This is a genomic window from Pandoraea anhela (assembly GCF_902459655.1).
Taxonomy (GTDB): domain Bacteria; phylum Pseudomonadota; class Gammaproteobacteria; order Burkholderiales; family Burkholderiaceae; genus Pandoraea; species Pandoraea anhela.
Window position 1 is genome coordinate 165155 of sequence record NZ_CABPSB010000005.1, and the last position, 19638, is coordinate 184792.

Here is a 19638-nt window from a genome sequence, read left to right on the forward strand (position 1 = left end):
GCTTGTCTGCGCCGCTCATCCCTTGCCTCCCGTGGTCGGACCGCGATAGAAGGCCCGGCGCGCACCGAGCATGCCCGCCACGATCAGCAACTGTACGAAGCCCATCACGATCGCCACGCAGGACGCGAGCGAATAGTCGTAACTCTCGAACGCCGCCTCGTACGCCGCAATCGACACCACGCGCGTGGCCCCTGCGGGCACACCGAGCAGCACTGCCGAGGGGAATACCGAGAACGCCTGCACGAACGACAGGCACGCCGCCATCGTCAATCCCGGCACCAGCAGCGGCAGATAGATCAGACGGAACTGCTGCCACGGTCCGGCGCCCAGCGTGCCGGCGGCGCGGGCGAGCGTCGGATCGATGCCCGTCACGTACGACAGGATCAGCAGGAACGCGAACGGAAAGCCCGAGATCACCAGCGAGATCAGCACGCCCCAGTAGTTGTGCGTCAAACGCACTTCCTCGTGATACAGCCCGAGCGCTTGCAAGGCTTGCGGGAACCAGCCGTTCGGACCGTAGTACGTCAGCATGCCGTCGGCGATCAGCACCGTGCCGAGCGTGACCGGCACCACCAGCAGCATCGTCACGAACTTCGACGCACCCGTGCTCCTGCGCAACGCGAACGCCGCCGGGATCGACGCGCCCACGTTGATCAGCGTCGCAGGTACGGCGAGCTTGAGCGTGATGAGCACCGTCGGCCAGAGTGTCGGCTCGGTGAAGAACTTCAGGTAGTTCGCGAAGACACCGCCGCCCTCCATCGGCTGGAACGACAGGAACAGCCCGTACGCGAACGGATAAACGAACATCGCGACCAGACACACGAGCGCCGGCGCGATGAGCCAGCCGCGCCCGTCGTAACGTGTGGCAGGCGTCATGTCGAGCGACGCCGGGGCAGCGGCGCTCATGCGCGCTCTCCGGCGTAGACGAGCGTACGCTCAACCGGCACGCGCAGCGGCACACGCTCGCCGACGGCGTAATCGCCCGGCAGCCGCGCATACAGGGGCCCGAACGGCGACGCCACCCGCAACAGCGAGTCGCGGCCGCCGTACTCGACCGTCTCTACGACCGCCTCGAAGGCGTTGTCGTTGGCGGCGGGCGCGCGCTCGAAATCGTCCGGACGAATCGCGACGCTCACCTTGCCTTCGACGTTGCCGCCTGCCGCCGGCGGCTCCATGAGTACGCCATCGAACGAAGCGCCGCCGCACGACACGCGCGCACGCTCGCCCTGCGCCGACATGATGGAGACGTCGAGCACGTTGCGATACCCCATGAAGCGCGCGACATGCAGATTGCGCGGACGTCCGTACACCTCGCGCGGCGCACCGATCTGCTGCACCACGCCCTCTTTCATGACCACGATGCGATCGGCCATCGACAACGCCTCGTCCTGATCGTGCGTGACATAGATCGTCGCGCGATCGAGCTTGCCGTGAATGCGACGGATTTCCGCGCGCATCTCGATACGCAGCTTCGCATCGAGGTTCGACAACGGTTCGTCCATGAGCACAACCGGCGGTTCAATCACGATGGCGCGCGCAATCGCAACACGCTGCTGCTGACCGCCCGACAACTGCCCCGGCAACTTGCGCTCGTGGCCCACGAGTTGCACGAGTTGCAGCGCTTCGCGGGCGCGCTTGTCGATTTCGGCGCGCGACACGCCGCGCATGCGAAGCCCGAAACCGACGTTGTCGAGCACGCTCATGTGCGGGAACAGCGCGTAGTTCTGGAACACCATGCCGAAGCCGCGCTTCTCGCTCGGCAGCACATCGATGCGCGTGTCGTCGAGCCAGATCGCGCCGCCCGTGAGCGGCGTGAGTCCGGCAATACAGTTGAGCGCTGTCGATTTGCCGCATCCCGACGGCCCGAGCAAGGCGATGAACTCGCCGCGCTCGATGCTCAGGTCGAGGCCATTGAGCGCAGCCACGGACTGTCCCTCGGCGTTGGTGAAGCTGCGCGCCACGTGATCCAGACGCAGTTGCTGAAAGTTGTGCTTCATGACGAAACCCTTATTTCGACTTCTGCGAACCGATCTCGGCATCCCACTTCTGGAACGCTGCCACCATCGCCGTCGCATCGAGCGGCACGGCATGCGGGAAGTCGGCGATGAGCCTGGCGTACTCCGGACGGCCGTACTTCGCGATCGTCTCCTGGCTCCTGGCCGGCGCGGCGGACAGCGGCACGTCCTTCACGGCGGGTCCCGGATAGAAGTAGCCGTCGTCATAAGTAAGCGCCTGTTGCGCCGGTTCGAGCATGAAGTTGATCAGCTTGACGATCACGTCCATCTTCTCTTTGGCGACGCCCTTCGGCACGACCAGGTAATGCGCGTCGTTCACCCATGTGAACTTGTCGAACGACTGCACCTTGAAACTCGCCGGCACGATACCGAGCGCGCGCGGGTTGATGTCCCAGCCCGTGACGGTGAGCGTCATATCGCGGCTGCCCTCACCCAGTTCCTTCATCACCGCCGACGTGCCGCCCGGGTAGTACGGAATGCATGTGTCGAGTTCCTTGAGGAACGCCCACGTCTTGTCCCATCCCTTGATCGGATCGTGCGGGTCCTTGTCGCCGAGCAGATACGGCAGCCCCATGAGGAACGTGCGGCCCGGGCCGGAATTGGCCGGACGCGCGTAAATCAGCTTGCCCGGATTCGCCTTGCACCAGGCGAGCAGTTCGGCGGGCGTCTTCGGCGGGTTCGTCACCTTCGCCGGGTTGTATTCGACGAGCGGACCGGCAGGCATGAACGTGACCGCCAGCCCGTACCCCTTCGAGAGTTCCTGCATGGCGCGAACATTGGGCGCGTACTTGTCGAGTACGCCCGGCAGCTTCGCGCTGTATTCGGGCAACAAACGTTGCCAGAGGTTTTGCTGAATGCCGGCGGCAAGCGCGTCGGTGCCGGTCAGCACGATATCGATATCGACGCGGCCGGCGGCCTGCATGGCCTTGATCTTGCCCGGCAGCTGCGGTGCAGGGGCGTTCGTGAACGTGATTTTGGAGACGAGATCCGGGTACTTGTCGCGGAAGGCTTCGAAGCCCTTTTGCGTGAGCGCGAGATTGCCCGCCACATCCACCACGTTCAGCGCGACCGGCGCCGCGCTCGCGGTGCCTGCGAGTCCTCCAAGTACGGCGGCACAGGCCGCTGCGCCAAGCGTGCGCTGCCAGAATCCCCTACGGCTGAAGGCCATGCTGTCTCCTTTTTTAATGGAATTTCTCGTAAGTCATCATATGACTGAGGTACTGGATTTGCAATTAGGAGACAGCGCAAACCACCCCAGAGGTTTCCCTAGGTGAACCAGCCATTCGCGACTTCAATGGCCGAAAAATTGAGATTTCATCAGGATGCCGAGCATGTCGTCAGGGATTTCACCGATGGAGAGGCGCGCGGTGCGTCCCCTAAATTACGGCCAGTCATACGATGACGTAAAAGTGTCACAAACCACGATGGAGACGACGCACATCACGTCGCCGCCGACGCCACATTCCCGGTCGTGACTGAGGAAAAGGTGTCGTGAAAATCCAGCGCATCACGAAAAAATCACGAGAAGGAAGCGCCCCGCAGCGAAGCGAGATGAAGCAAAACGGGCACAAGCCTCGGACGGCATACCCCGATGGCCGTCGACGTCACAAGCGAAGTTCAGGAAAACACATCACAAGAGGAGCCGTCGTGAGACATTCGAAACTGTTTGCCGGGCTGGTATTGGCCGGTCTCGCCGCCGGGGCTGTACCGGCGTTTGCCCAGTCGAGCGTGACGCTGTACGGGATCGTCGACGACGCATTGACCTACAGCAGCAACCAGAACGGCAAGTCGAATACCTATCTGCGCAACGGCAACCTCGCGGGCAGTCGCTGGGGCCTGCGCGGCACGGAAGATCTCGGTGGAGGCACCAAGGCGCTCTTCCAGCTGGAAAACGGCTTCGACATCAACAACGGCGCCTTCAGTTCGTCGGGCGTGATGTTCAACCGTCAGGCGTTCGTCGGCCTGAAGAACGAACAGGTCGGCACGCTCACCATCGGCCGTCAGTACTCGCCGTACTATCTGCTCGTGGGCACGATCGGCCCGGTCGCCTACGTGACGGGTGCAACCGGCGCCCACCCGGGCGATATCGACGGCCTCGACACGACCATCCGCATCAACAACTCGGTGACTTACACGTCGCCCGTTTTGTGGGGCGTGACGGCCAGCCTGCAATATGGTTTCGGCGGTCAGGCCGGCGCGATGGGCAAGGGCAACACATTCTCCGGCGCGCTGCGTTACGACGGCGGTCCGCTGTCGCTCGCCGCCGGCTACCTTCGCCTGAACAACGTGGGCGGCGGCACCGCGTGGAACAGCGCCTCCACGGGCGTGCCGGGCACGTCTGCCGTCAATCAGGGTTACGTGACGGCCGACTCGCTGCAACACATCGCCGTGGCCGGCATCTACACCATCGGCAGCGTGACGCTGGGCGCGAGCTATAGCAACGTGCAATACAAGCCGGGCGCGGCGTCGTTGTTCCGCAACAGTGCGATCTTCAATACGGCGGGTGTGCATGCGTCGTGGATCGTGGCGCCGCAGTGGCGTCTGGCGGCGGCGTACAGCTACACCGCGGCGTCGAAGGCCAACGGCATCAACGACGCCGCAACTTACCATCAGGTGTCGCTCGCGCAGGTGTACTCGCTCTCGAAGCGCACGTCGCTCTATGCGCTCGAAGCGTGGCAGCACGCCAACGGCAAGTCGCTCTCCGCCAACGGCGTGAGCATCATCAACGCCGGACCGGTGGTCGGCGACTCGCAGAACAGCACGCCGTCGACAACGAGTTCGCAGTTCGTCGGCATGCTCGGGATCCGCGTCGATTTCTGACGTTTTTCGGTGTTCCGCAACGGTGCCGCGTGCGTCCCGGTGCGGACGGTCATGAGTGGTCGCGAGAAGTCGCGAGAAGTCGCACAAAGCCGTAGGTTCGACCGCCAGCGCCCGATACGGTCAGGGTTGCCGCGCTGGCGGTCGATTCTTATCGGTTGTCGTATGTATGCGACGGTCGATAAGGTAAACTGAGCGTGCTTTTCGCCAAATATCGTCCCCACAATTCCAATCGACGCCAATGTCCATGACCAGTCCGTTGCCCGCACGTCCTCGCCGCAAGTCTCGCAGCCTCACGGAGGAGGTGGTAAGCGCCTTGTCCGAGCAGATTCGCGCCGGCACGTTCCGCCCGGGCGACAAGTTGCCGACCGAGTCGGCCATCATGGAAAGTCTCGGCGTGAGCCGCACGGTGGTCCGTGAAGCGATTTCACGCCTGCAAGCGGCGCAACTGGTCGAAACACGTCACGGCATCGGTACGTTCGTGCTCGAAGCGCCGCGCGAGAACGCGCTGCAAGTCGACACCAACAGCATTCTCACGATGCTCGATGTGATGGCGATTCTGGAATTGCGCATTTCGCTGGAAACCGAAGCGGCCGGGCTTGCCGCGAACCGTCGCACGGACACGCAGCTCAAGGCGATGCGTCAGGCGCTCGACGACTTCGAGATGCACGTGCGTCAGCGCACCGGCAACGCCGTGACCGCCGACGTGGCCTTCCATCTGCAAGTGGCGAGCGCGACCGGCAACCGTTACTTCCACGACATTCTCGAACAACTCGGCAACACGATCATTCCGCGCACGCGCGTGAATTCCGCCGCACTGGCCGACGACGATCAGGTGTCGTATCTGAACCGCGTGAATCGCGAGCACGAAGACATCTACAACGCGATCGCGCGACGCGATCCGGAAGCCGCGCGTGCCGCCATGCGCACACATCTGACGAACAGCCGCGAGCGTCTGCGTCGGGCGCAGGAATCGGCCGGCACGCAAAGCTGACGTCATGCGCGAGGGCGTGTCGCCACCGCCGGCGGCAGATACCGATGCGGTGGACGATATGCGAGTCGATATCGCTTAGCGCCGCCGCTCGCCGGGACCAAGGCGGCATCCGTCATTCAAATGATGGTGCGGGGGCACGGCGCACAGTACGATGAGTGCACCATTCGTGCCATCGATGTCGTGCACACAATGCAGTTGAGGCATCCGGCTGCATCCGATCTGTCCGATTCCGTCCGGGAAGCGCGCCACCATGATGAAACGCCTGATTGCCCGTCCCCCTGTGCGCGCCGCATGGCTTCGTGCTTCGGCGCTTGCGACCACACTCGTCACCACGCTCGTCACCACACTCGTCACAATACCCGCGACATCTTCGGCGACGGAGGAAACGGCGGCGTCGAGCGCCGCTGCGATGGACATCCGGCCCGACATCGTCTCCGTCGTCCTGCCTGGCGCGGGCGCTTTTGGCGGCGACGTCGGCATGCACACCGAGGTCTACAAACCGGCCGGCAACGGACCGTTCCCCGTGCTGATCTTCGAACACGGGCGCGCCGGCGATCCGCAGACACGCGCGAAACTCACGGCTCCCATTTCGCAGGCACACGTGCGCTTCTGGCTCGCAAAGGGTTTCGCCATCGTTGCGCCGATTCGCGTCGGGTACGGGCGGACGGGCGGCCCGGATCGAGAAAACTCGGGGGCGGCGTTCAACCAGAGCGGACAGTGCACGCGTCGACCGGATTTCGAAACGCTCGGCAAAGTGACGGCGCAGGCGAATCTCGCGGTATTGCAATGGGCGCAGGCGCAGCCGTGGGCGGACAAGCAGCGGGTGGTGCTCGAAGGTCGCTCCGTCGGTGGTTTCACGACGGTCTCCACGGCCGCGACCAATCCGCCGGGCGTCGTCGGTTACATCAACTTCTCGGGCGGCGCGGGCGGCTCGCCGGAGCGCGCACCGCAGCACAGCTGCGACCCGGAGCAGATGAAAACGGTCTACGGCGAGTTCGGCAAGACGACGAAGATCCCCGGGCTTTGGCTGTATGCGCGCAATGACCAGTACTGGGGCGCAGACGCGCCCCGGCAATGGTTCGACGCCTTCGCTGCGTCGGGCAGTCCGGCAACGTTCGTTCACACCGAAGATATTTCCGGCCACGACGGTCATCTGCTGCTCACCTATGGCGGCAAGTTGTGGTCCGCCCCCGTGAACGCATTCCTCAAACAGCTCGGGTTTTGAGGGTTCGTCTACCTTCGTCACGCGTCATGCGCCGTACGGCATGCATCAGGCGTTACGTCGTGACATGCGGGACGAGCACGTGCGGCAATTTTCCATCCCCATAAGACCGCAGCACCTGCGAGATGACGACCTGATAGCCGTCGAGCCATTTGGATTGCGCCGCCTTCGCCTCGATATGCGACGGATGCCGAATCAATTGCTCAAGCGCGTCCAGCGTCGCCCAGTAATACACGTTGGCGACTTGACCTGTCGTCGCGTTCTCCCAGGCCTCCTCGCCGAGATACCCGGGAATACACCGTGCCGCCCGAGCGATGGCCTGATCGAGTCGATGGAATTCGTCGTCAAACGATTTCGCTGCGAAGATGAACGTGGAGGAATATGTCATGGTGAAAGATGGTGGGGGAAGGAGAACCCGACGAGCCCGACACGATTGCACTGGCCGAATGCATGCGCCCGTCAGCGTCGACACAGGCGCAAGCGCATTCCCTGGCAGTGAGGGTGAGCATGCGAGAGGCATGAGCGATGCGTTGAAGTTCACGAGTCGCACAAGCGCACTGTCGGCGACCGAATCGAGACACGCGTCAAGGAGCGGCGCGATCCGCGCAAGTGCTTCGGCACCGATGCACCGCGTTCCCGCCTCCCAACACGATAGGGGCCGATTGCCCTCGCTCACGGAGGCCCATGTGACGGGACTCAGCGAACGAGGGGAATGCATAAAAAGAAAAAGCCCTGACAAGTCAGGGCTTTTGAATTTGGAGGCGGGAGTCGGAATCGAACCGGCGTACACGGCTTTGCAGGCCGCTGCATGACCACTCTGCCATCCCGCCATCGGGATATGCTGCCGCATTGTAACCGCTCTTTGTTTCCATCGAGGGCGCCCTTCGGATCGATCGCCGTGGGCTTTTCGGCAAATAAAAAGGGAAGCCAGGCTTCCCTCTGGATTTGGAGCGGGAGACGAGTCTCGAACTCGCGACCTCAACCTTGGCAAGGTTGCGCTCTACCAACTGAGCTACTCCCGCATGACACCGAACACCAAGGATCAACTCACTTAATGTCCAGTGTGAAAACTGGAGCGGGAGACGAGTCTCGAACTCGCGACCTCAACCTTGGCAAGGTTGCGCTCTACCAACTGAGCTACTCCCGCATTTTCATGCGTACTACCAATCCATCAACTTCTTAAAACTTCGCTGCCGGGCTAGCGCCGTAGCAGCGAGAATGAGATTATGGCTAAACGACGATTCAGTGTCAAGCACCTGCACTGAAAATTTGTGAAGAATTTTCTCCTTCACTGCGCAGATCCCGCATCCCTCCCGCATTTTCAGGGACTTACACTCACATCTGCGCCCCACCACGCTCGCGAATCTGCGGCCACGCGCGGCGCAGATAGTACAGCATCGACCACAACGTGAGTACCGACGCCACGTAGATCAACCACGTTCCCCAGAACCGCGAGTCGAAGCGCAACCCGTTCCAGGCCACCGTGCCGTTGAACAGCAACAGCGGAATCGCCACCATCTGCGCCGCCGTCTTGATCTTGCCCAATTGATGCACCGCCACGCTGCGCGACGCGCCAATTTGCGCCATCCACTCGCGTAACGCCGAAATCGTGATCTCGCGACCGATGATGATCAGCGCCACCAACGCGTTGATCCGGCCCATCTGCAACAACATCAGCAACGCCGCCGCCACCATCAGCTTGTCGGCCACCGGGTCCAGAAATGCACCGAATGCCGACGTCTGGTTCCAGCGTCGCGCCAGAAACCCGTCGAACCAATCCGTCAGCGCCGCCAGCACGAACACCGCGCACGCCACCCAGTTCATCTCGACCGACGATAACCACGTCGTCGGCAAGTAGTAGACGCCGACCACCAGCGGGATCAGCACGATCCGAAGCCAGGTCAGGAATATGGGGACATTGAAAGGCATGGCAGCATGAGTTCGGCAAACGGCAGTCGACACACGGCGCGCTCGGCAGCCGTACCAGACCCGCATTGTGCCGTGTCTGCCCCGCAGCGACAAGGCCGCGGCACCTCGCACCTGTTGACATGTGCGCCGGTGTGCCCCTATCTTGCTCGCAACATCCCGCCAATAGCGCCGATCTCGTGAAACTGCCCCGGCCCCTGACCGCCTTGCGTGGCGCCCTGCTCCGGCCCGTGCTTTCCCCACACGTCCTTATCGCGGCGCTGGTCGGGATCGACGGCCTGCTGCTCGTCGCTTCCGTCCTCCTGCGCGTGCCCGGCTCGCTGCTCATCGACCTGTTCGTGCGCGGCGATATCTCCGCGCTGGAACGCATCGAGGCCACCCATCTGCCTCGCCTGCTGTTCGGCCTGAACGCCATCGAGCGCATCGATTTCTCGCACCTGCCACGCGCACTCGTCGGGCTGGCGCTGGTCGCGCTCGCCTGCGGACTCGTCATCCGCGCCCGCACCGCCTGGGCATTTACATTAGTGATGCTCGCGCTCGCCGCCGCCATCAATTTCCACCTCGACATCCGCTTCGATCTGACGTTCGTCCTTTCGCTCGTCTGTTTCGGCCTGTTGCTCTGGTACTGGCGCGAATTCGACCGCGCAAGCTTCGCGGCCGCCACGCTTTACACACTTGTCGCCGTATTCGCACTGATCGTCTACGCCACGTTCGGCACGATGTATCTCGGGCGCGAGTTCAAACCGAACGTCGCCGATCTGGCCACGGCCTTCTATTTCGCCATCGTCACGATGACGACCGTGGGGTATGGCGACATCGTGCCCGTATCGACGGACGCGCGCCTTTTCACCGCCTCGGTCATCCTCTTCGGGATCAGCGTGTTCGCAACGTCGCTCACGGTCGTCATCGGCCCGCTCGTCGGGGGCAACCTCAAGAAAATTCTCTCGGGGAGATTCACTCACGTGATACGAAAGAACCACTTCATCGTGGCCGGCGCGTCGCCGCTTGCCGTCAACGTTCACCATGAACTCACCAAGCGCAACTGGCCGGTGACGGTCATCATCGCGAGCGGCGCCGACAGCCCGTATCCGGAAAGTGCGGACGTCATGCACGGCGACGCCAGCGACAACGCCGTGCTCACGCAGGCCGGCATCGCTCACGCCAGAGCCGTGCTCGCGCTACGGGCCGACGATTCGGAGAACGCCTTCATCGTGCTCGCCGCCAAAGAGATCGCACCGAAGGTCCGTACGATCGCCTCGGTGAACGACAGCAAGCACCTCAGCAAACTCAAGCGGGTGCAGCCGGACATGATCTTCGCGCCGCCGGTCGTCGGCGGCGAACTCCTCGCACGCACGCTCTCGGGCGAGACGGTCGACAACGAGACCGTCATGCGCCTGCTGTTCCACGGCGATACGTGATGTGATGGCGAGTCCGGCGAGTCCGGCGAGTCGGACCCTCGTCGCAACGCCCGCCATGACATCGCCCCAGCCGGGGCTTTCCGATTCGCAGACGCCGGCAGCTTCGCGCAGCGACGCCTATTCACCGGCGTCCGCCGTTTTCAGTGCAGTTGACGATAGATCTGCTCGGCGAGCGTGGTGGAAATGCCTTCGACGCTCGCCAGTTCGTCGATGCTCGCCGATGCCACACCCTGCAAGCCGCCGAAGCGCATCAGCAAGCGCTGACGTCGCTTCGCACCAATGCCTTCGATCTCCTCGAGCCTCGACGTCTGACGCGCCTTCGCGCGCTTGGCCCGCATGCCGGTAATGGCAAAGCGGTGCGCCTCGTCGCGAATCTGCGCAATGAGCATCAGCACCGCACTCTCGCGGCCCAATTCCAGCGGCGCCCGTCCATCGGCGAAAATCAGCGTCTCGAGACCCACTTTGCGCCCCTCGCCCTTCGCCACACCGACCAGACGACCAATGTCGATTCCCAATTCGACAAACACCTGGCGGGCCACCTCCACTTGCCCTTTGCCGCCGTCGATCAGGACCAGTTGCGGCAGATTGGCTTCGACGTCGGCGATGTCCGACGCGTTTGAGGCGCTCGATGCGCTTGATGCGTTCGATGCGCTCGATGCATTCGCGTCCGCCAACGCCGTCACCTCGGCGGCCTCGCCATCCGCCACCACCGAGGTATCGGCCTCGGCACGCGCGACATCGGCCGCGACCGATGACGGATCGGCCGCATCGGTCACCGCCGCCGACGCGGCCTCCATCAGACGGCCGTACCGGCGCGTGAGCACCTGACGCATCGCCGCATAATCGTCGCCCGGTGTAATGCCCGAAATGTTGTAGCGCCGGTACTCGCTCGTCTGCATCTTGTGATGATGGAAGACGACGCACGACGCTTGCGTGGCCTCCCCCTGCGTGTGACTAATGTCGAAACACTCCACGCGCAGCAACGCCGGGTCGTCGATATCGAGCCCGATGGTCTGCACCAGTTCACGGGTGCGCGCCTGCTGACTGCCCTGCTCCGTCAAAAGCCGCGTGAGCGCAAGCTGCGCGCCTTGCTGCGCCATGTCGAGCCACGCACGACGCTGCCCCTGCGGTTGCCGCACCATCGCAATACGACGGCCGGCCTGCTCGGACAACGCGGTAAGCAACTCGTCGCCGGGCAATGCATGACTCACGATCAGCACCGGCGGCACCGACTGGCCCAGATAATGCTGCGCCACGAAGGCTTCGAGCAGTCGCGATTCGAGCGACGCCGCCGGCGTATCCGACGGCATCTCGCCAGCGAGCTCGCCTTCGTTGACGACGGCATCGCCCCCCGCTGCGGACGTGGCCTGCGCCGCCACCTCGTCTTCCTCGAACTCGTCGGCGATACCGCCCTCGACACCGCGTTCCACGTGCGCCGGGAAGTAGGCCTTGTCGCCCAGGTGACGGCCCCCGCGCACCATGGCGAGGTTCACGCACGCGCGTCCGCCAGTGTAAGCGACGGCAAGAATGTCGGCATCGACATCGCCCGCCGTCTCGACGGACTGCTGCTGAAGCACGCCGGACAATGCCTGCATCTGATTGCGCACCACGGCCGCCTGCTCGAACTGAAGCGCCTCGGCGTACGCCATCATCTTCGCTTCCAATGCGCCGAGGACTTCGTTCTGCCGCCCCGAAAGGAAAGCCGCCGCGTTGTTCACATCTCGCGCGTAGTCCTCATCCGTGATCGCCCCGACGCACGGCGCGCTGCACCGCTCGATCTGATTGAGCAGGCACGGACGCGTGCGATTCGAGAAGACCGAGTCTTCGCACGTGCGCAGTTGGAAAACCTTTTGCAGAATCTGAATGCTCTCGCGAACCGCCCACGCGCTCGGGAACGGTCCGAAATATTGCCCACGACGATCCACCGAACCACGGTAATACGCCATACGCGGGTACTTATGCTGCGTGAGCTTGAGGAACGGATATGACTTGTCGTCGCGAAACAGGATGTTGTAACGCGGATGCAGCGCTTTGATCAGATTGTTCTCAAGCAGCAATGCCTCGGTTTCCGAGCGCGTCACCGTGGTTTCCAGCTTCGCGATGCGGGCTACCATCAACGCAATGCGCGGGGAAAGCTGCGTCTTGTTGAAGTAGCTCGACACGCGCTTCTTGAGGTTACGCGCCTTCCCGACGTAAAGGACGTTGCCCGCGGCGTCGTAGTAGCGATAAACACCGGGCAAGTTCGGCAGTTGTGCGAGCACCTTGCGGGCGTCGAACAGCGGTGCGTCGTTGGCGTCGCCAGTCTGCGACGACGCGACGCCATCGTCGACTTTGCGCGAGCGCTTCGGCTTGTCGGCCTTCGCCGGTTTGGACGACACCGACGCGTCGGCTGTCTTGCGCGTCCCACGCTTTTCGGTCGTCGCGCGGGATTCGTCTGCCGTTGCCGGCGCCGTCGAGGGTTGCGTGATGTCCCCGCCCGGCTCGGAGGGGGCGGTGTCAACTTTGCGGGACTTGCGCGGCGGCGTGACGTCGTGGGCGTCTTCGGTCATGAACTCAGGCGATCGGTGCGTCCGGTGGGCGAGGCGAGGCGACGCGATGTGGCATCGCTGGCAGCGACGCCCATCGTCGTCACGCGTCACAGGGACTAAAATCAGGAGTTTAGACCAATCCGCGTATCGGCTTCTCAATGTCCCTGCCCGAATCACAGCCCTCCGCCACCTCGATCTCAGGCGCACTGCCACTGGTGCCACGCTGCGATCTTTTCTGCACCGTCATCGACAATTTCGGCGATATCGGCGTGTGCTGGCGGCTTGCGCGTCAACTGGAGCGCGAACACGGGTGGTCGGTGCGGCTCTGGGTCGACGATCTGACGAGCTTCCGTTATCTGCGCCCCGACATCGACCCGGCGCTTGCCCGGCAGCGCTGCGATGGTGTGGATGTTCGCCGCTGGGAGGCCGACTTCGGCACGATCACTGAGGAAAATGCACCCGGCGACATCGTCATCGAGGCATTCGCCTGTCACATTCCGGATAGCTACGTGCAGGCAATGCACGCTCGCAAGCAAGCGGGTCACGCGCCGGTCTGGATCAATCTCGAATACCTGAGCGCCGAGGCGTGGGTCGACGACTTTCATTTGCAGAAGTCGTTGCATCCGCAATTGGGACTCGTGAAGACGTTTTTCCTGCCCGGATTTACGCCGCGTACGGGCGGACTCACGCGCGAGCGCGAACTGTTCTCCCGTCGCGACGCCTTTCTCGCGTCCGCCGAGCAGCGCAACGCATGGTGGCAGCGCACGCTCGGGCTGGCGACCGCACCGCGACAGGCGCTCGTCGTATCGCTCTTCGCGTACGAAAATCCGGCGCTACCGGCGCTGCTTGCGCAGTGGGCGGCCAGTGAGACGCCAATCGTCTGTCTGGTGCCGCAGGGGCGTATCGCCCCCGCCGTCGGCGAGTGGTTCGGGCGCGGGGCTTTCGCGCCGGGGGAATCGGCGGCGCGCGGCGCGCTGACGGTGTATGGCCTGCCGTTCGTCCCGCAAACCGAATTCGACGCTCTGCTCTGGGCTTGCGACCTCAATTTCGTGCGCGGCGAGGACTCGTTCGTGCGCGCGCAGTGGGCGGCGAAGCCGTTAGTCTGGCATATCTACCCCCAGGACGAGAACGCCCATCACGTGAAGCTCGACGCGTTCCTCGAGCGCTATCTGGACAGTACGACGCCTCCGTTGGCACATGGCGCTCGCGAGGCCCTGCGCACGTTCTGGCACCTCTGGAACGGTTATGCGAGCACGGCGCCCGACTGGGCCGCCCTGGCGGCGGCCTTGCCCGAGCTCAATCGCCATGCGCAGGCTTGGGCGCAGGCTCAGGCGAGCCTCCCGGACCTTGCGCGACAGTTGGCAAGCTTCGCGGAAAATCAGGTAAAATAGCTGGTTTTTCAACGCTTTGCTGCTAAACCTGCTGCCCCGGAGACTGTTTCGGGCGGACGCGGGAATCAAGCGGCGAATGAGCGTATGGAAGCGCTCAACAAGCGGCAAATCGCTTATTTCGTCACAGGATCTCGTTTTTTTATGAAAATCGCTCAAGACCTCCGCGTCGGTAACGTCTTCATTCTCGATAATGAACCGCACGTGGTGCTCCGCACCGAATTCCAAAAGTCGGGCCGCAACTCCAGCATGGTCAAGCTGAAGTACAAGAAGTTGCTCAAAGAAGGCCGCGGTGAATTTACGTACAAGGCGGACGAAAAGTTCGAAACCGTCACGCTCGACAAGAAGGAAGTGACGTACTCGTACTTCGCCGATCCGATGTACGTGTTCATGGACGCTGAGTACAACCAGTACGAAGTCGAAGCGGAAAACATGGACAACGCGATCAAGTACCTCGAAGCCGACATGCCGTGCGAAGTCGTGTTCTACAACGAGAAGGCCATTTCGGTCGAACTGCCGACCACGCTCGTGCGTAAGGTCCAGTACACCGAACCGGCAGTCAAGGGCGACACGTCGTCGGGCCGCGTTCTGAAGAGCGCGAAGATCAACGACCTGCTGGAAATTCAGGTGCCGTTGTTCGTCAACACCGACGACATGATCGAAATCGACACGCGTACCGACGAATACAAGAGCCGCGTCTAATCGCTGGCTTGCCGGCGCGTTGCCTTCGGGCGACGGGCGGGTCGGATAACGAAAAAGTGCTCGTCCCCTCGGGGTCGAGCGCTTTTTGTTTGAACGAACGAGTTTGCGCGAACGATGCGGCCAACGCCACGGGGCAAAAGTGCGCAGGCCATGCGCTGAAGATTCCGTCGCCATCTCCATCGCTGCTGACGCGCCGGCGGCCTCATACCGCGTGCCACCGACTCGCCACATGCGCATTGCACGCGCCGTCTGTCCCGCCCGGCCGGTACTCCCTTACCCGCCGAACGTCTCAGCGATCAGACGCTTCGCCGCCTGATACTCCGGCTGCCCCAGCATCTTTTCCCAGCCGTGCGCTTTGCCGCGCCCCTGAAGACGCTTGATACGACGCTGCGATACCGTGTCCGCCACGGGCTTCATCTCACGCAGCAGGCGATCCGCCTTCTCCGGGCTGTTGCAAATGAGCACCATGTCGCAACCCGCGTCCAGCGCAGCATGCGCGGCCGTCACGACGTCTCCGGCAGCGCTCGCGCCCTGCATCGAGAGGTCATCGCTGAAGATCACGCCGTCAAAGCCGTATTGGCCGCGCAGGATTTCCTTGAGCCATTTGGCCGAGAACCCTGCCGGATGCGGATCGACCTGCGGATAAATCACATGCGCCGGCATCACAGCCGCGAGCGACATGCCCAGCCAGTCGTACGGCTGGGCGTCGACCGAAAGGATCTCGTCGAGCGAGCGCTCATCAACCGGGATCTCGTGATGCGAATCCGCCGCGACGAAACCATGTCCCGGGAAATGCTTGCCGCAGTTGGCCATCCCGGCCAGCAGCAGCCCATGATTGAGACTCTTGGCGAGCATGGCCACAACACGCGGATCGGCATCGAACGCGCGGTCGCCGATCACGGTGGACGTGCCGTAGTCCAGATCCAGCACCGGCGTGAAGCTCAGGTCGATGTCACAGGCACGCAGCTCGGACGCCAGCACGTAGCCCACGGCCGTCGCCACACGCGTAGCCTTGAAAACATCCTCATGCCAAAGCTTGCCCAGCTTGCCCATCGCAGGCAAATGCGTGAAGCCGTCGGTGCGGAACCGCTGCACGCGTCCGCCTTCGTGATCCACGGCGATCAGAATGTCGTCGCGCACGTCGCGAATTTGCTTTGTGAGCGAACACAGCTGCGCGCGATCGTCGAAATTGCGCGCGAACAGAATGACACCCCCGGTCAACGGATGGTCGATGCGACGAATGTCGTCTTCGCTGAGGGTCAGCCCCACGACGTCCAGCATCACCGGGCCCGGCCTGCGCTTCGTCATTACGTTTTCTCCGATGCAATGTTGCTTGCGTTGCTTGCGTTATCCAAATTGCGCGATGCGATCGCAAATGCGACCGCGTATTCTTTTTCGTCGGTGATCGAAATTTCGATCGACAGTTGCCGCTCAGCCAGCCACTGCACCAACTCGCCCGACGCGACGACGACCGGCTTGCCGGACGGTGCGTTGAGCGTCTGCACCGCACGCCATGTCATCGGCCAGCGCATGCCAAGGCCAATGGCCTTCGAGACCGCTTCCTTCGCCGCGAACCGGGTACATAGATACGCTAATCCGCGTACCTCGGAGCGCTTCTGACGTGCGTGATAAACCTTCAGTTCCTCTGGCCCCAGCACACGCTCGGCAAACCGCCCTTGGGTGCGCGTCATGACACCCACCACCCGGCTGATTTGCAGGATGTCGGTCCCCACGCCGTAAATCGCCGTTGCGCCCTGCGCAGCGCCGACGACGTGTGCGCGCTGCGGCGGAACGTCGGCGGGCGTGGGCGACGTGGGAGACGTGGGAGACGTGGGAGACGATGTTGTCGGATCGCTCATGAAGGTAGCGTCGCGTGGTCGGGTGATCGGCAGTGGCGAGCGGAAGCGATGCGCCTCAACCGCGCGAGGCGACGCGGCTGGCGACCATGATCGCCTTCATCTCGCGCACCGCGTTCTCCCAGCCGGCGAAGAGCGCATGGGCAACGATGGCGTGACCGATGTTCAGTTCGGAAATGCCTTCAATGGCCGCGATCGGCTGCACGTTTTCGTAGTGCAGACCATGACCGGCATTCACACGCAGTCCCAGCGACACCCCAAGCGCGACCGCGCGTTCGATGCGGGCGAACTCCGCCTCGCGGGTCGCTTCGTCATGGGCTTCGGCGTAACGGCCGGTGTGAAGCTCGACGACCGGTGCGCCCATACGTGCGGCGGCGCGAATCGGTGCTTCGTCCGGATCGATGAAAAGCGACACCCGGCTGCCTGCGTTGCCGAGTTGCTGCGTGGCCGCCGCAATCCGGTCGTACAGACCAACGACATCCAACCCGCCTTCGGTCGTGAGTTCCTGACGGCTCTCCGGCACCAGACAGACGTCGTGCGGTTTCACGCGACACGCAATCGCGAGCATTTCTTCCGTGACCGCACATTCGAGGTTCATGCGCGTGATCAGCTTGTCGCGCAGATTCGTCACGTCCTCGTCGCGAATGTGGCGACGATCTTCACGCAGGTGCAACGTAATCACGTCCGCGCCCGCCGCTTCGGCCAACAGGGCGGCCTTGATCGGGTCGGGATAAGCCGTGCCACGAGCATTGCGCACCGTCGCCACGTGATCGATGTTCACCCCGAGGTCGATGGGGTTGCCTTGGAAGAAGAGGCTCATAGTTTTTGCAGGTCGAGCAGGATCTGCCGGGTATTGAGCGGCACGCCGCCCAAATGGTGGTTGAGAAGAAAGCGCATGAGCAGCTTGCTTTGCTGCACGGTCTGCGCCCGCGAATAGTCGTCTTGCTCCATGTCGAGCAACGTCTGCCCGATCACGACGGGCCAGTCCGACGGCTCGTCGCCGCGCGCCGGTCGCACGCCCCAGTCGGGATGGAACACATAGCGGCGATCGGCTGTCACCTTGCCGCGCGTTTGCGTACATCGATCGAACGCGACGGCATAGCCGGTCTCGCGCAACAGCACGCGCTCGAACGCGCGCAGAATGATGCCGGCCGGTTCGCCATGCGCGAGATGGTGGAGCGTTGTCAGATAGTGCTGGAACAGCTTGTCATGGGGATCGTCGCGCGCGCAGAACTTCACCAGCAGTTCGTTCAGATAAAAGCCGGAGAGCAGCGCGTCGCCTTCGAGCGGACGCAGCCCGCCTACCCACTCGGCTTTCGTCAACGTGCGCAATTCGCCCTTGCCGAGCCAGGCGAGCGAGAGTGGCTGAAACGTCTGAAGCACGCCGCGCAGCGCCGAATGCGGACGCTTCGCGCCCTTGGCGACAAGCGCGATACGCCCATGATCCCGCGTGAGCACATCGATGATCAGGCTGGTTTCGCGATAGGGATAACTGTGGAGGACAAAGCCAGGTTGTTCCGTCACCCGACTCTGTTCGCGCTCGGCCGCCCGTGCGGGCGACGGCGCACGTCGAACCCGCTTGGTTTCACGCTGGGCGTCTGGCCGGGCGTCTGGCTTTTCGCTACGACCGATGCTTTCGGCATTGGCCTCGGCTTGCCGAAACGCCTCAGACGCCTCGTCGTCCACAGCACGCGCGCGCGGACTGCGGGACTGGCGCGTGGGTCTCGCACCGGCCGCCGGCGACGAGGATCCACGCGACGTTCGCGGCGAGCTGCCCCCCGGTGTTACCTCGGGGGGGGCATCGGCGGCGTCGCGTGCAGTATCGAGCTCACTCGTAGCCATATGCCCGCAGGCCGGCCTCATTGTCGGCCCAGCCGCCCTTCACCTTGATCCAGACTTCCAGATACACCGGCCCGTCGAAAAGCTTCGCCATGTCGAGACGCGCGTCGGTCGAAATCTGCTTGAGCTTCGCGCCTTTGTTACCGATGATCATCGCCTTGTGATTGTCGCGATCGACCAGAATCGTCGCGAAGATACGGCGCAGATTCCCTTCGACTTCGAACTTGTCGATGATGACCGTGCTCGTGTACGGCAACTCGTCGCCCGTCCAGCGGAACACCTTCTCCCGCAGGATTTCCGCCGCCATGAAGCGTTCGCTGCGATCGGTCAGATCATCTTCGCCATAGATCGGGTCGCCTTCGAGCAGATACGGACGCAGCACACCAAGCAGGCGCTTGATGTCGTCCGAGCGCTTCGCCGACAGCGGCACGATTTCCCGGAAGTCGCGCACTTCGCCGACCTTGCGCAGGAACGGCAGCATCTCGGCCTTGTCCGTGATGCGATCGAGCTTATTGACGATCAGCAGCACCGGCGTGCTCTCGGGCAACAGCTTGAGGACCTTCTCGTCGTCCGGTCCGAAGGTGCCCGCTTCGATAACGAACATTACGACATCGACGCTCGACAGGGTGGACGTCACCGCCCGGTTGAGCGAGCGGTTCAGCGCCGTGGCGTGACGCGTTTGAAACCCTGGGGTGTCGACAAAGATGTACTGCGCGTCGTCCGTCGTGTTGATGCCGGTAATGCGATGTCGCGTCGTCTGCGCCTTGCGCGACGTGATGCTGATCTTCTGACCGACGAGGGCGTTGAGCAACGTCGATTTGCCGACGTTCGGACGCCCGACGATCGCCACGGTACCGCAGCGAAAATCCGTCTTATCGTTCATGATTGGAAACTCTCTTGAAAAGGGGCGGCGCGCTGCGCGCTCCCCCAAAT

17 protein-coding genes and 3 tRNA genes are annotated in these 19638 nt (G+C 63.1%); 6 read left to right on the top strand and 14 right to left on the bottom strand.

Annotated features, from left to right (window positions below; genetic code table 11):
- Positions 1–15: 15 nt before the first annotated feature.
- The 3 genes from PAN31108_RS09645 to PAN31108_RS09655 are packed head-to-tail and all read right to left on the bottom strand — an operon-like array spanning position 16 to position 3183.
- The gene (locus PAN31108_RS09645) at positions 16–906 is read right to left on the bottom strand and encodes an ABC transporter permease (RefSeq protein WP_150668647.1); all 891 of its coding nucleotides are present in this window, start codon (positions 904–906) and stop codon (positions 16–18) included.
- Positions 903–1997 carry an ABC transporter ATP-binding protein gene (locus PAN31108_RS09650; protein WP_150668648.1) on the bottom strand — a complete coding sequence of 365 codons (1095 nt, stop codon included), beginning with the start codon at positions 1995–1997 and terminating at the stop codon, positions 903–905. Before PAN31108_RS09650 ends, PAN31108_RS09645 begins: the two co-directional genes overlap by 4 nt.
- A gap of 10 nt (positions 1998–2007) precedes the next feature.
- Positions 2008–3183, bottom strand: coding sequence for an extracellular solute-binding protein (locus tag PAN31108_RS09655; RefSeq protein WP_150668649.1), 1176 nt, complete (start codon positions 3181–3183; stop codon positions 2008–2010).
- A 479-nt stretch (positions 3184–3662) separates the two neighbouring features.
- On the opposite strand from PAN31108_RS09655, the gene PAN31108_RS09660 reads away from it, so the two are divergent.
- From PAN31108_RS09660 to PAN31108_RS09670, 3 genes are all read left to right on the top strand, one after another.
- Positions 3663–4835: a porin gene (locus PAN31108_RS09660; protein WP_246183862.1), complete on the top strand. Its 1173-nt coding sequence runs from the start codon at positions 3663–3665 to the stop codon at positions 4833–4835.
- Between the two features lie 244 nt (positions 4836–5079).
- Complete coding sequence (locus tag PAN31108_RS09665; RefSeq protein ID WP_083254233.1) at positions 5080–5826, top strand: FadR/GntR family transcriptional regulator; 747 nt, start codon at positions 5080–5082, stop codon at positions 5824–5826.
- Between the two features lie 250 nt (positions 5827–6076).
- Positions 6077–7051, top strand: a complete 975-nt coding sequence (locus PAN31108_RS09670; RefSeq protein ID WP_246183863.1) for an alpha/beta hydrolase family protein — start codon at positions 6077–6079, stop codon at positions 7049–7051.
- Positions 7052–7103: 52 nt separating this feature from the next.
- Here PAN31108_RS09670 and PAN31108_RS09675 read toward each other — a convergent pair whose 3' ends face one another.
- The 5 genes from PAN31108_RS09675 to pgsA form a co-directional block, all read right to left on the bottom strand.
- The gene (locus tag PAN31108_RS09675; RefSeq protein WP_150668651.1) at positions 7104–7436 is read right to left on the bottom strand and encodes an antibiotic biosynthesis monooxygenase family protein; all 333 of its coding nucleotides are present in this window, start codon (positions 7434–7436) and stop codon (positions 7104–7106) included.
- Positions 7437–7804: 368 nt separating this feature from the next.
- Positions 7805–7878: transfer RNA gene (locus PAN31108_RS09680), tRNA-Cys, on the bottom strand.
- A gap of 116 nt (positions 7879–7994) precedes the next feature.
- A tRNA-Gly gene (locus PAN31108_RS09685) sits at positions 7995–8070 on the bottom strand.
- Positions 8071–8119: 49 nt separating this feature from the next.
- A tRNA-Gly gene (locus PAN31108_RS09690) sits at positions 8120–8195 on the bottom strand.
- Between the two features lie 188 nt (positions 8196–8383).
- Positions 8384–8977, bottom strand: a complete 594-nt coding sequence (gene pgsA / locus PAN31108_RS09695) for a CDP-diacylglycerol--glycerol-3-phosphate 3-phosphatidyltransferase (RefSeq protein ID WP_150668652.1) — start codon at positions 8975–8977, stop codon at positions 8384–8386.
- A 176-nt stretch (positions 8978–9153) separates the two neighbouring features.
- On the opposite strand from pgsA, the gene kch reads away from it, so the two are divergent.
- Positions 9154–10392, top strand: coding sequence for a voltage-gated potassium channel protein (gene kch, locus PAN31108_RS09700; RefSeq protein WP_246183864.1), 1239 nt, complete (start codon positions 9154–9156; stop codon positions 10390–10392).
- Between the two features lie 140 nt (positions 10393–10532).
- Here kch and uvrC read toward each other — a convergent pair whose 3' ends face one another.
- Positions 10533–12941 carry an excinuclease ABC subunit UvrC gene (gene uvrC, locus PAN31108_RS09705; RefSeq protein WP_246183865.1) on the bottom strand — a complete coding sequence of 803 codons (2409 nt, stop codon included), beginning with the start codon at positions 12939–12941 and terminating at the stop codon, positions 10533–10535.
- Between the two features lie 143 nt (positions 12942–13084).
- Here uvrC and earP point away from each other — a divergent pair, with 143 nt between their 5' ends.
- Positions 13085–14311, top strand: a complete 1227-nt coding sequence (gene earP / locus PAN31108_RS09710) for an elongation factor P maturation arginine rhamnosyltransferase EarP (RefSeq protein WP_370819618.1) — start codon at positions 13085–13087, stop codon at positions 14309–14311.
- Between the two features lie 141 nt (positions 14312–14452).
- Positions 14453–15010 (top strand): elongation factor P, encoded by a 558-nt coding sequence (gene efp, locus PAN31108_RS09715; RefSeq protein WP_150668654.1) that lies wholly within the window; start codon positions 14453–14455, stop codon positions 15008–15010.
- Positions 15011–15283: 273 nt separating this feature from the next.
- Here the strand turns inward: efp and nagZ are convergent, their stop codons facing one another.
- The 5 genes from nagZ to era form a co-directional block, all read right to left on the bottom strand.
- Positions 15284–16318: a beta-N-acetylhexosaminidase gene (gene nagZ, locus PAN31108_RS09720; RefSeq protein WP_150668655.1), complete on the bottom strand. Its 1035-nt coding sequence runs from the start codon at positions 16316–16318 to the stop codon at positions 15284–15286.
- Positions 16318–16752, bottom strand: coding sequence for a holo-ACP synthase (gene acpS, locus PAN31108_RS09725; protein ID WP_281350052.1), 435 nt, complete (start codon positions 16750–16752; stop codon positions 16318–16320). The genes nagZ and acpS overlap by 1 nt, the downstream gene beginning before the upstream one ends.
- 172 nt (positions 16753–16924) lie before the next feature.
- Entirely contained in the window at positions 16925–17686 is a 762-nt protein-coding gene (pdxJ, locus tag PAN31108_RS09730) for a pyridoxine 5'-phosphate synthase (protein ID WP_150668657.1), read from the bottom strand.
- Positions 17683–18708 (bottom strand): DNA repair protein RecO, encoded by a 1026-nt coding sequence (gene recO, locus PAN31108_RS09735; protein ID WP_306440138.1) that lies wholly within the window; start codon positions 18706–18708, stop codon positions 17683–17685. The genes pdxJ and recO overlap by 4 nt, the downstream gene beginning before the upstream one ends.
- The gene (era, locus tag PAN31108_RS09740) at positions 18695–19588 is read right to left on the bottom strand and encodes a GTPase Era (protein WP_150668658.1); all 894 of its coding nucleotides are present in this window, start codon (positions 19586–19588) and stop codon (positions 18695–18697) included. The genes recO and era overlap by 14 nt, the downstream gene beginning before the upstream one ends.
- Between the last annotated feature and the right edge of the window lie 50 nt (positions 19589–19638).

Excerpts from the sequence above, each read along its gene's own strand:
- PAN31108_RS09645 (WP_150668647.1), bottom strand. The coding sequence starts at position 906 with ATGAGCGCCGCTGCCCCGGCGTCGCTCGACATGACGCCTGCCACACGT.
- PAN31108_RS09650 (WP_150668648.1), bottom strand. The coding sequence starts at position 1,997 with ATGAAGCACAACTTTCAGCAACTGCGTCTGGATCACGTGGCGCGCAGC.
- PAN31108_RS09655 (WP_150668649.1), bottom strand. The coding sequence starts at position 3,183 with ATGGCCTTCAGCCGTAGGGGATTCTGGCAGCGCACGCTTGGCGCAGCG.
- PAN31108_RS09665 (WP_083254233.1), top strand. The coding sequence starts at position 5,080 with ATGACCAGTCCGTTGCCCGCACGTCCTCGCCGCAAGTCTCGCAGCCTC.
- PAN31108_RS09670 (WP_246183863.1), top strand. The coding sequence starts at position 6,077 with ATGATGAAACGCCTGATTGCCCGTCCCCCTGTGCGCGCCGCATGGCTT.
- PAN31108_RS09675 (WP_150668651.1), bottom strand. The coding sequence starts at position 7,436 with ATGACATATTCCTCCACGTTCATCTTCGCAGCGAAATCGTTTGACGAC.
- pgsA (WP_150668652.1), bottom strand. The coding sequence starts at position 8,977 with ATGCCTTTCAATGTCCCCATATTCCTGACCTGGCTTCGGATCGTGCTG.
- uvrC (WP_246183865.1), bottom strand. The coding sequence starts at position 12,941 with ATGACCGAAGACGCCCACGACGTCACGCCGCCGCGCAAGTCCCGCAAA.
- efp (WP_150668654.1), top strand. The coding sequence starts at position 14,453 with ATGAAAATCGCTCAAGACCTCCGCGTCGGTAACGTCTTCATTCTCGAT.
- nagZ (WP_150668655.1), bottom strand. The coding sequence starts at position 16,318 with ATGACGAAGCGCAGGCCGGGCCCGGTGATGCTGGACGTCGTGGGGCTG.
- pdxJ (WP_150668657.1), bottom strand. The coding sequence starts at position 17,686 with ATGAGCCTCTTCTTCCAAGGCAACCCCATCGACCTCGGGGTGAACATC.
- recO (WP_306440138.1), bottom strand. The coding sequence starts at position 18,708 with ATGGCTACGAGTGAGCTCGATACTGCACGCGACGCCGCCGATGCCCCC.
- era (WP_150668658.1), bottom strand. The coding sequence starts at position 19,588 with ATGAACGATAAGACGGATTTTCGCTGCGGTACCGTGGCGATCGTCGGG.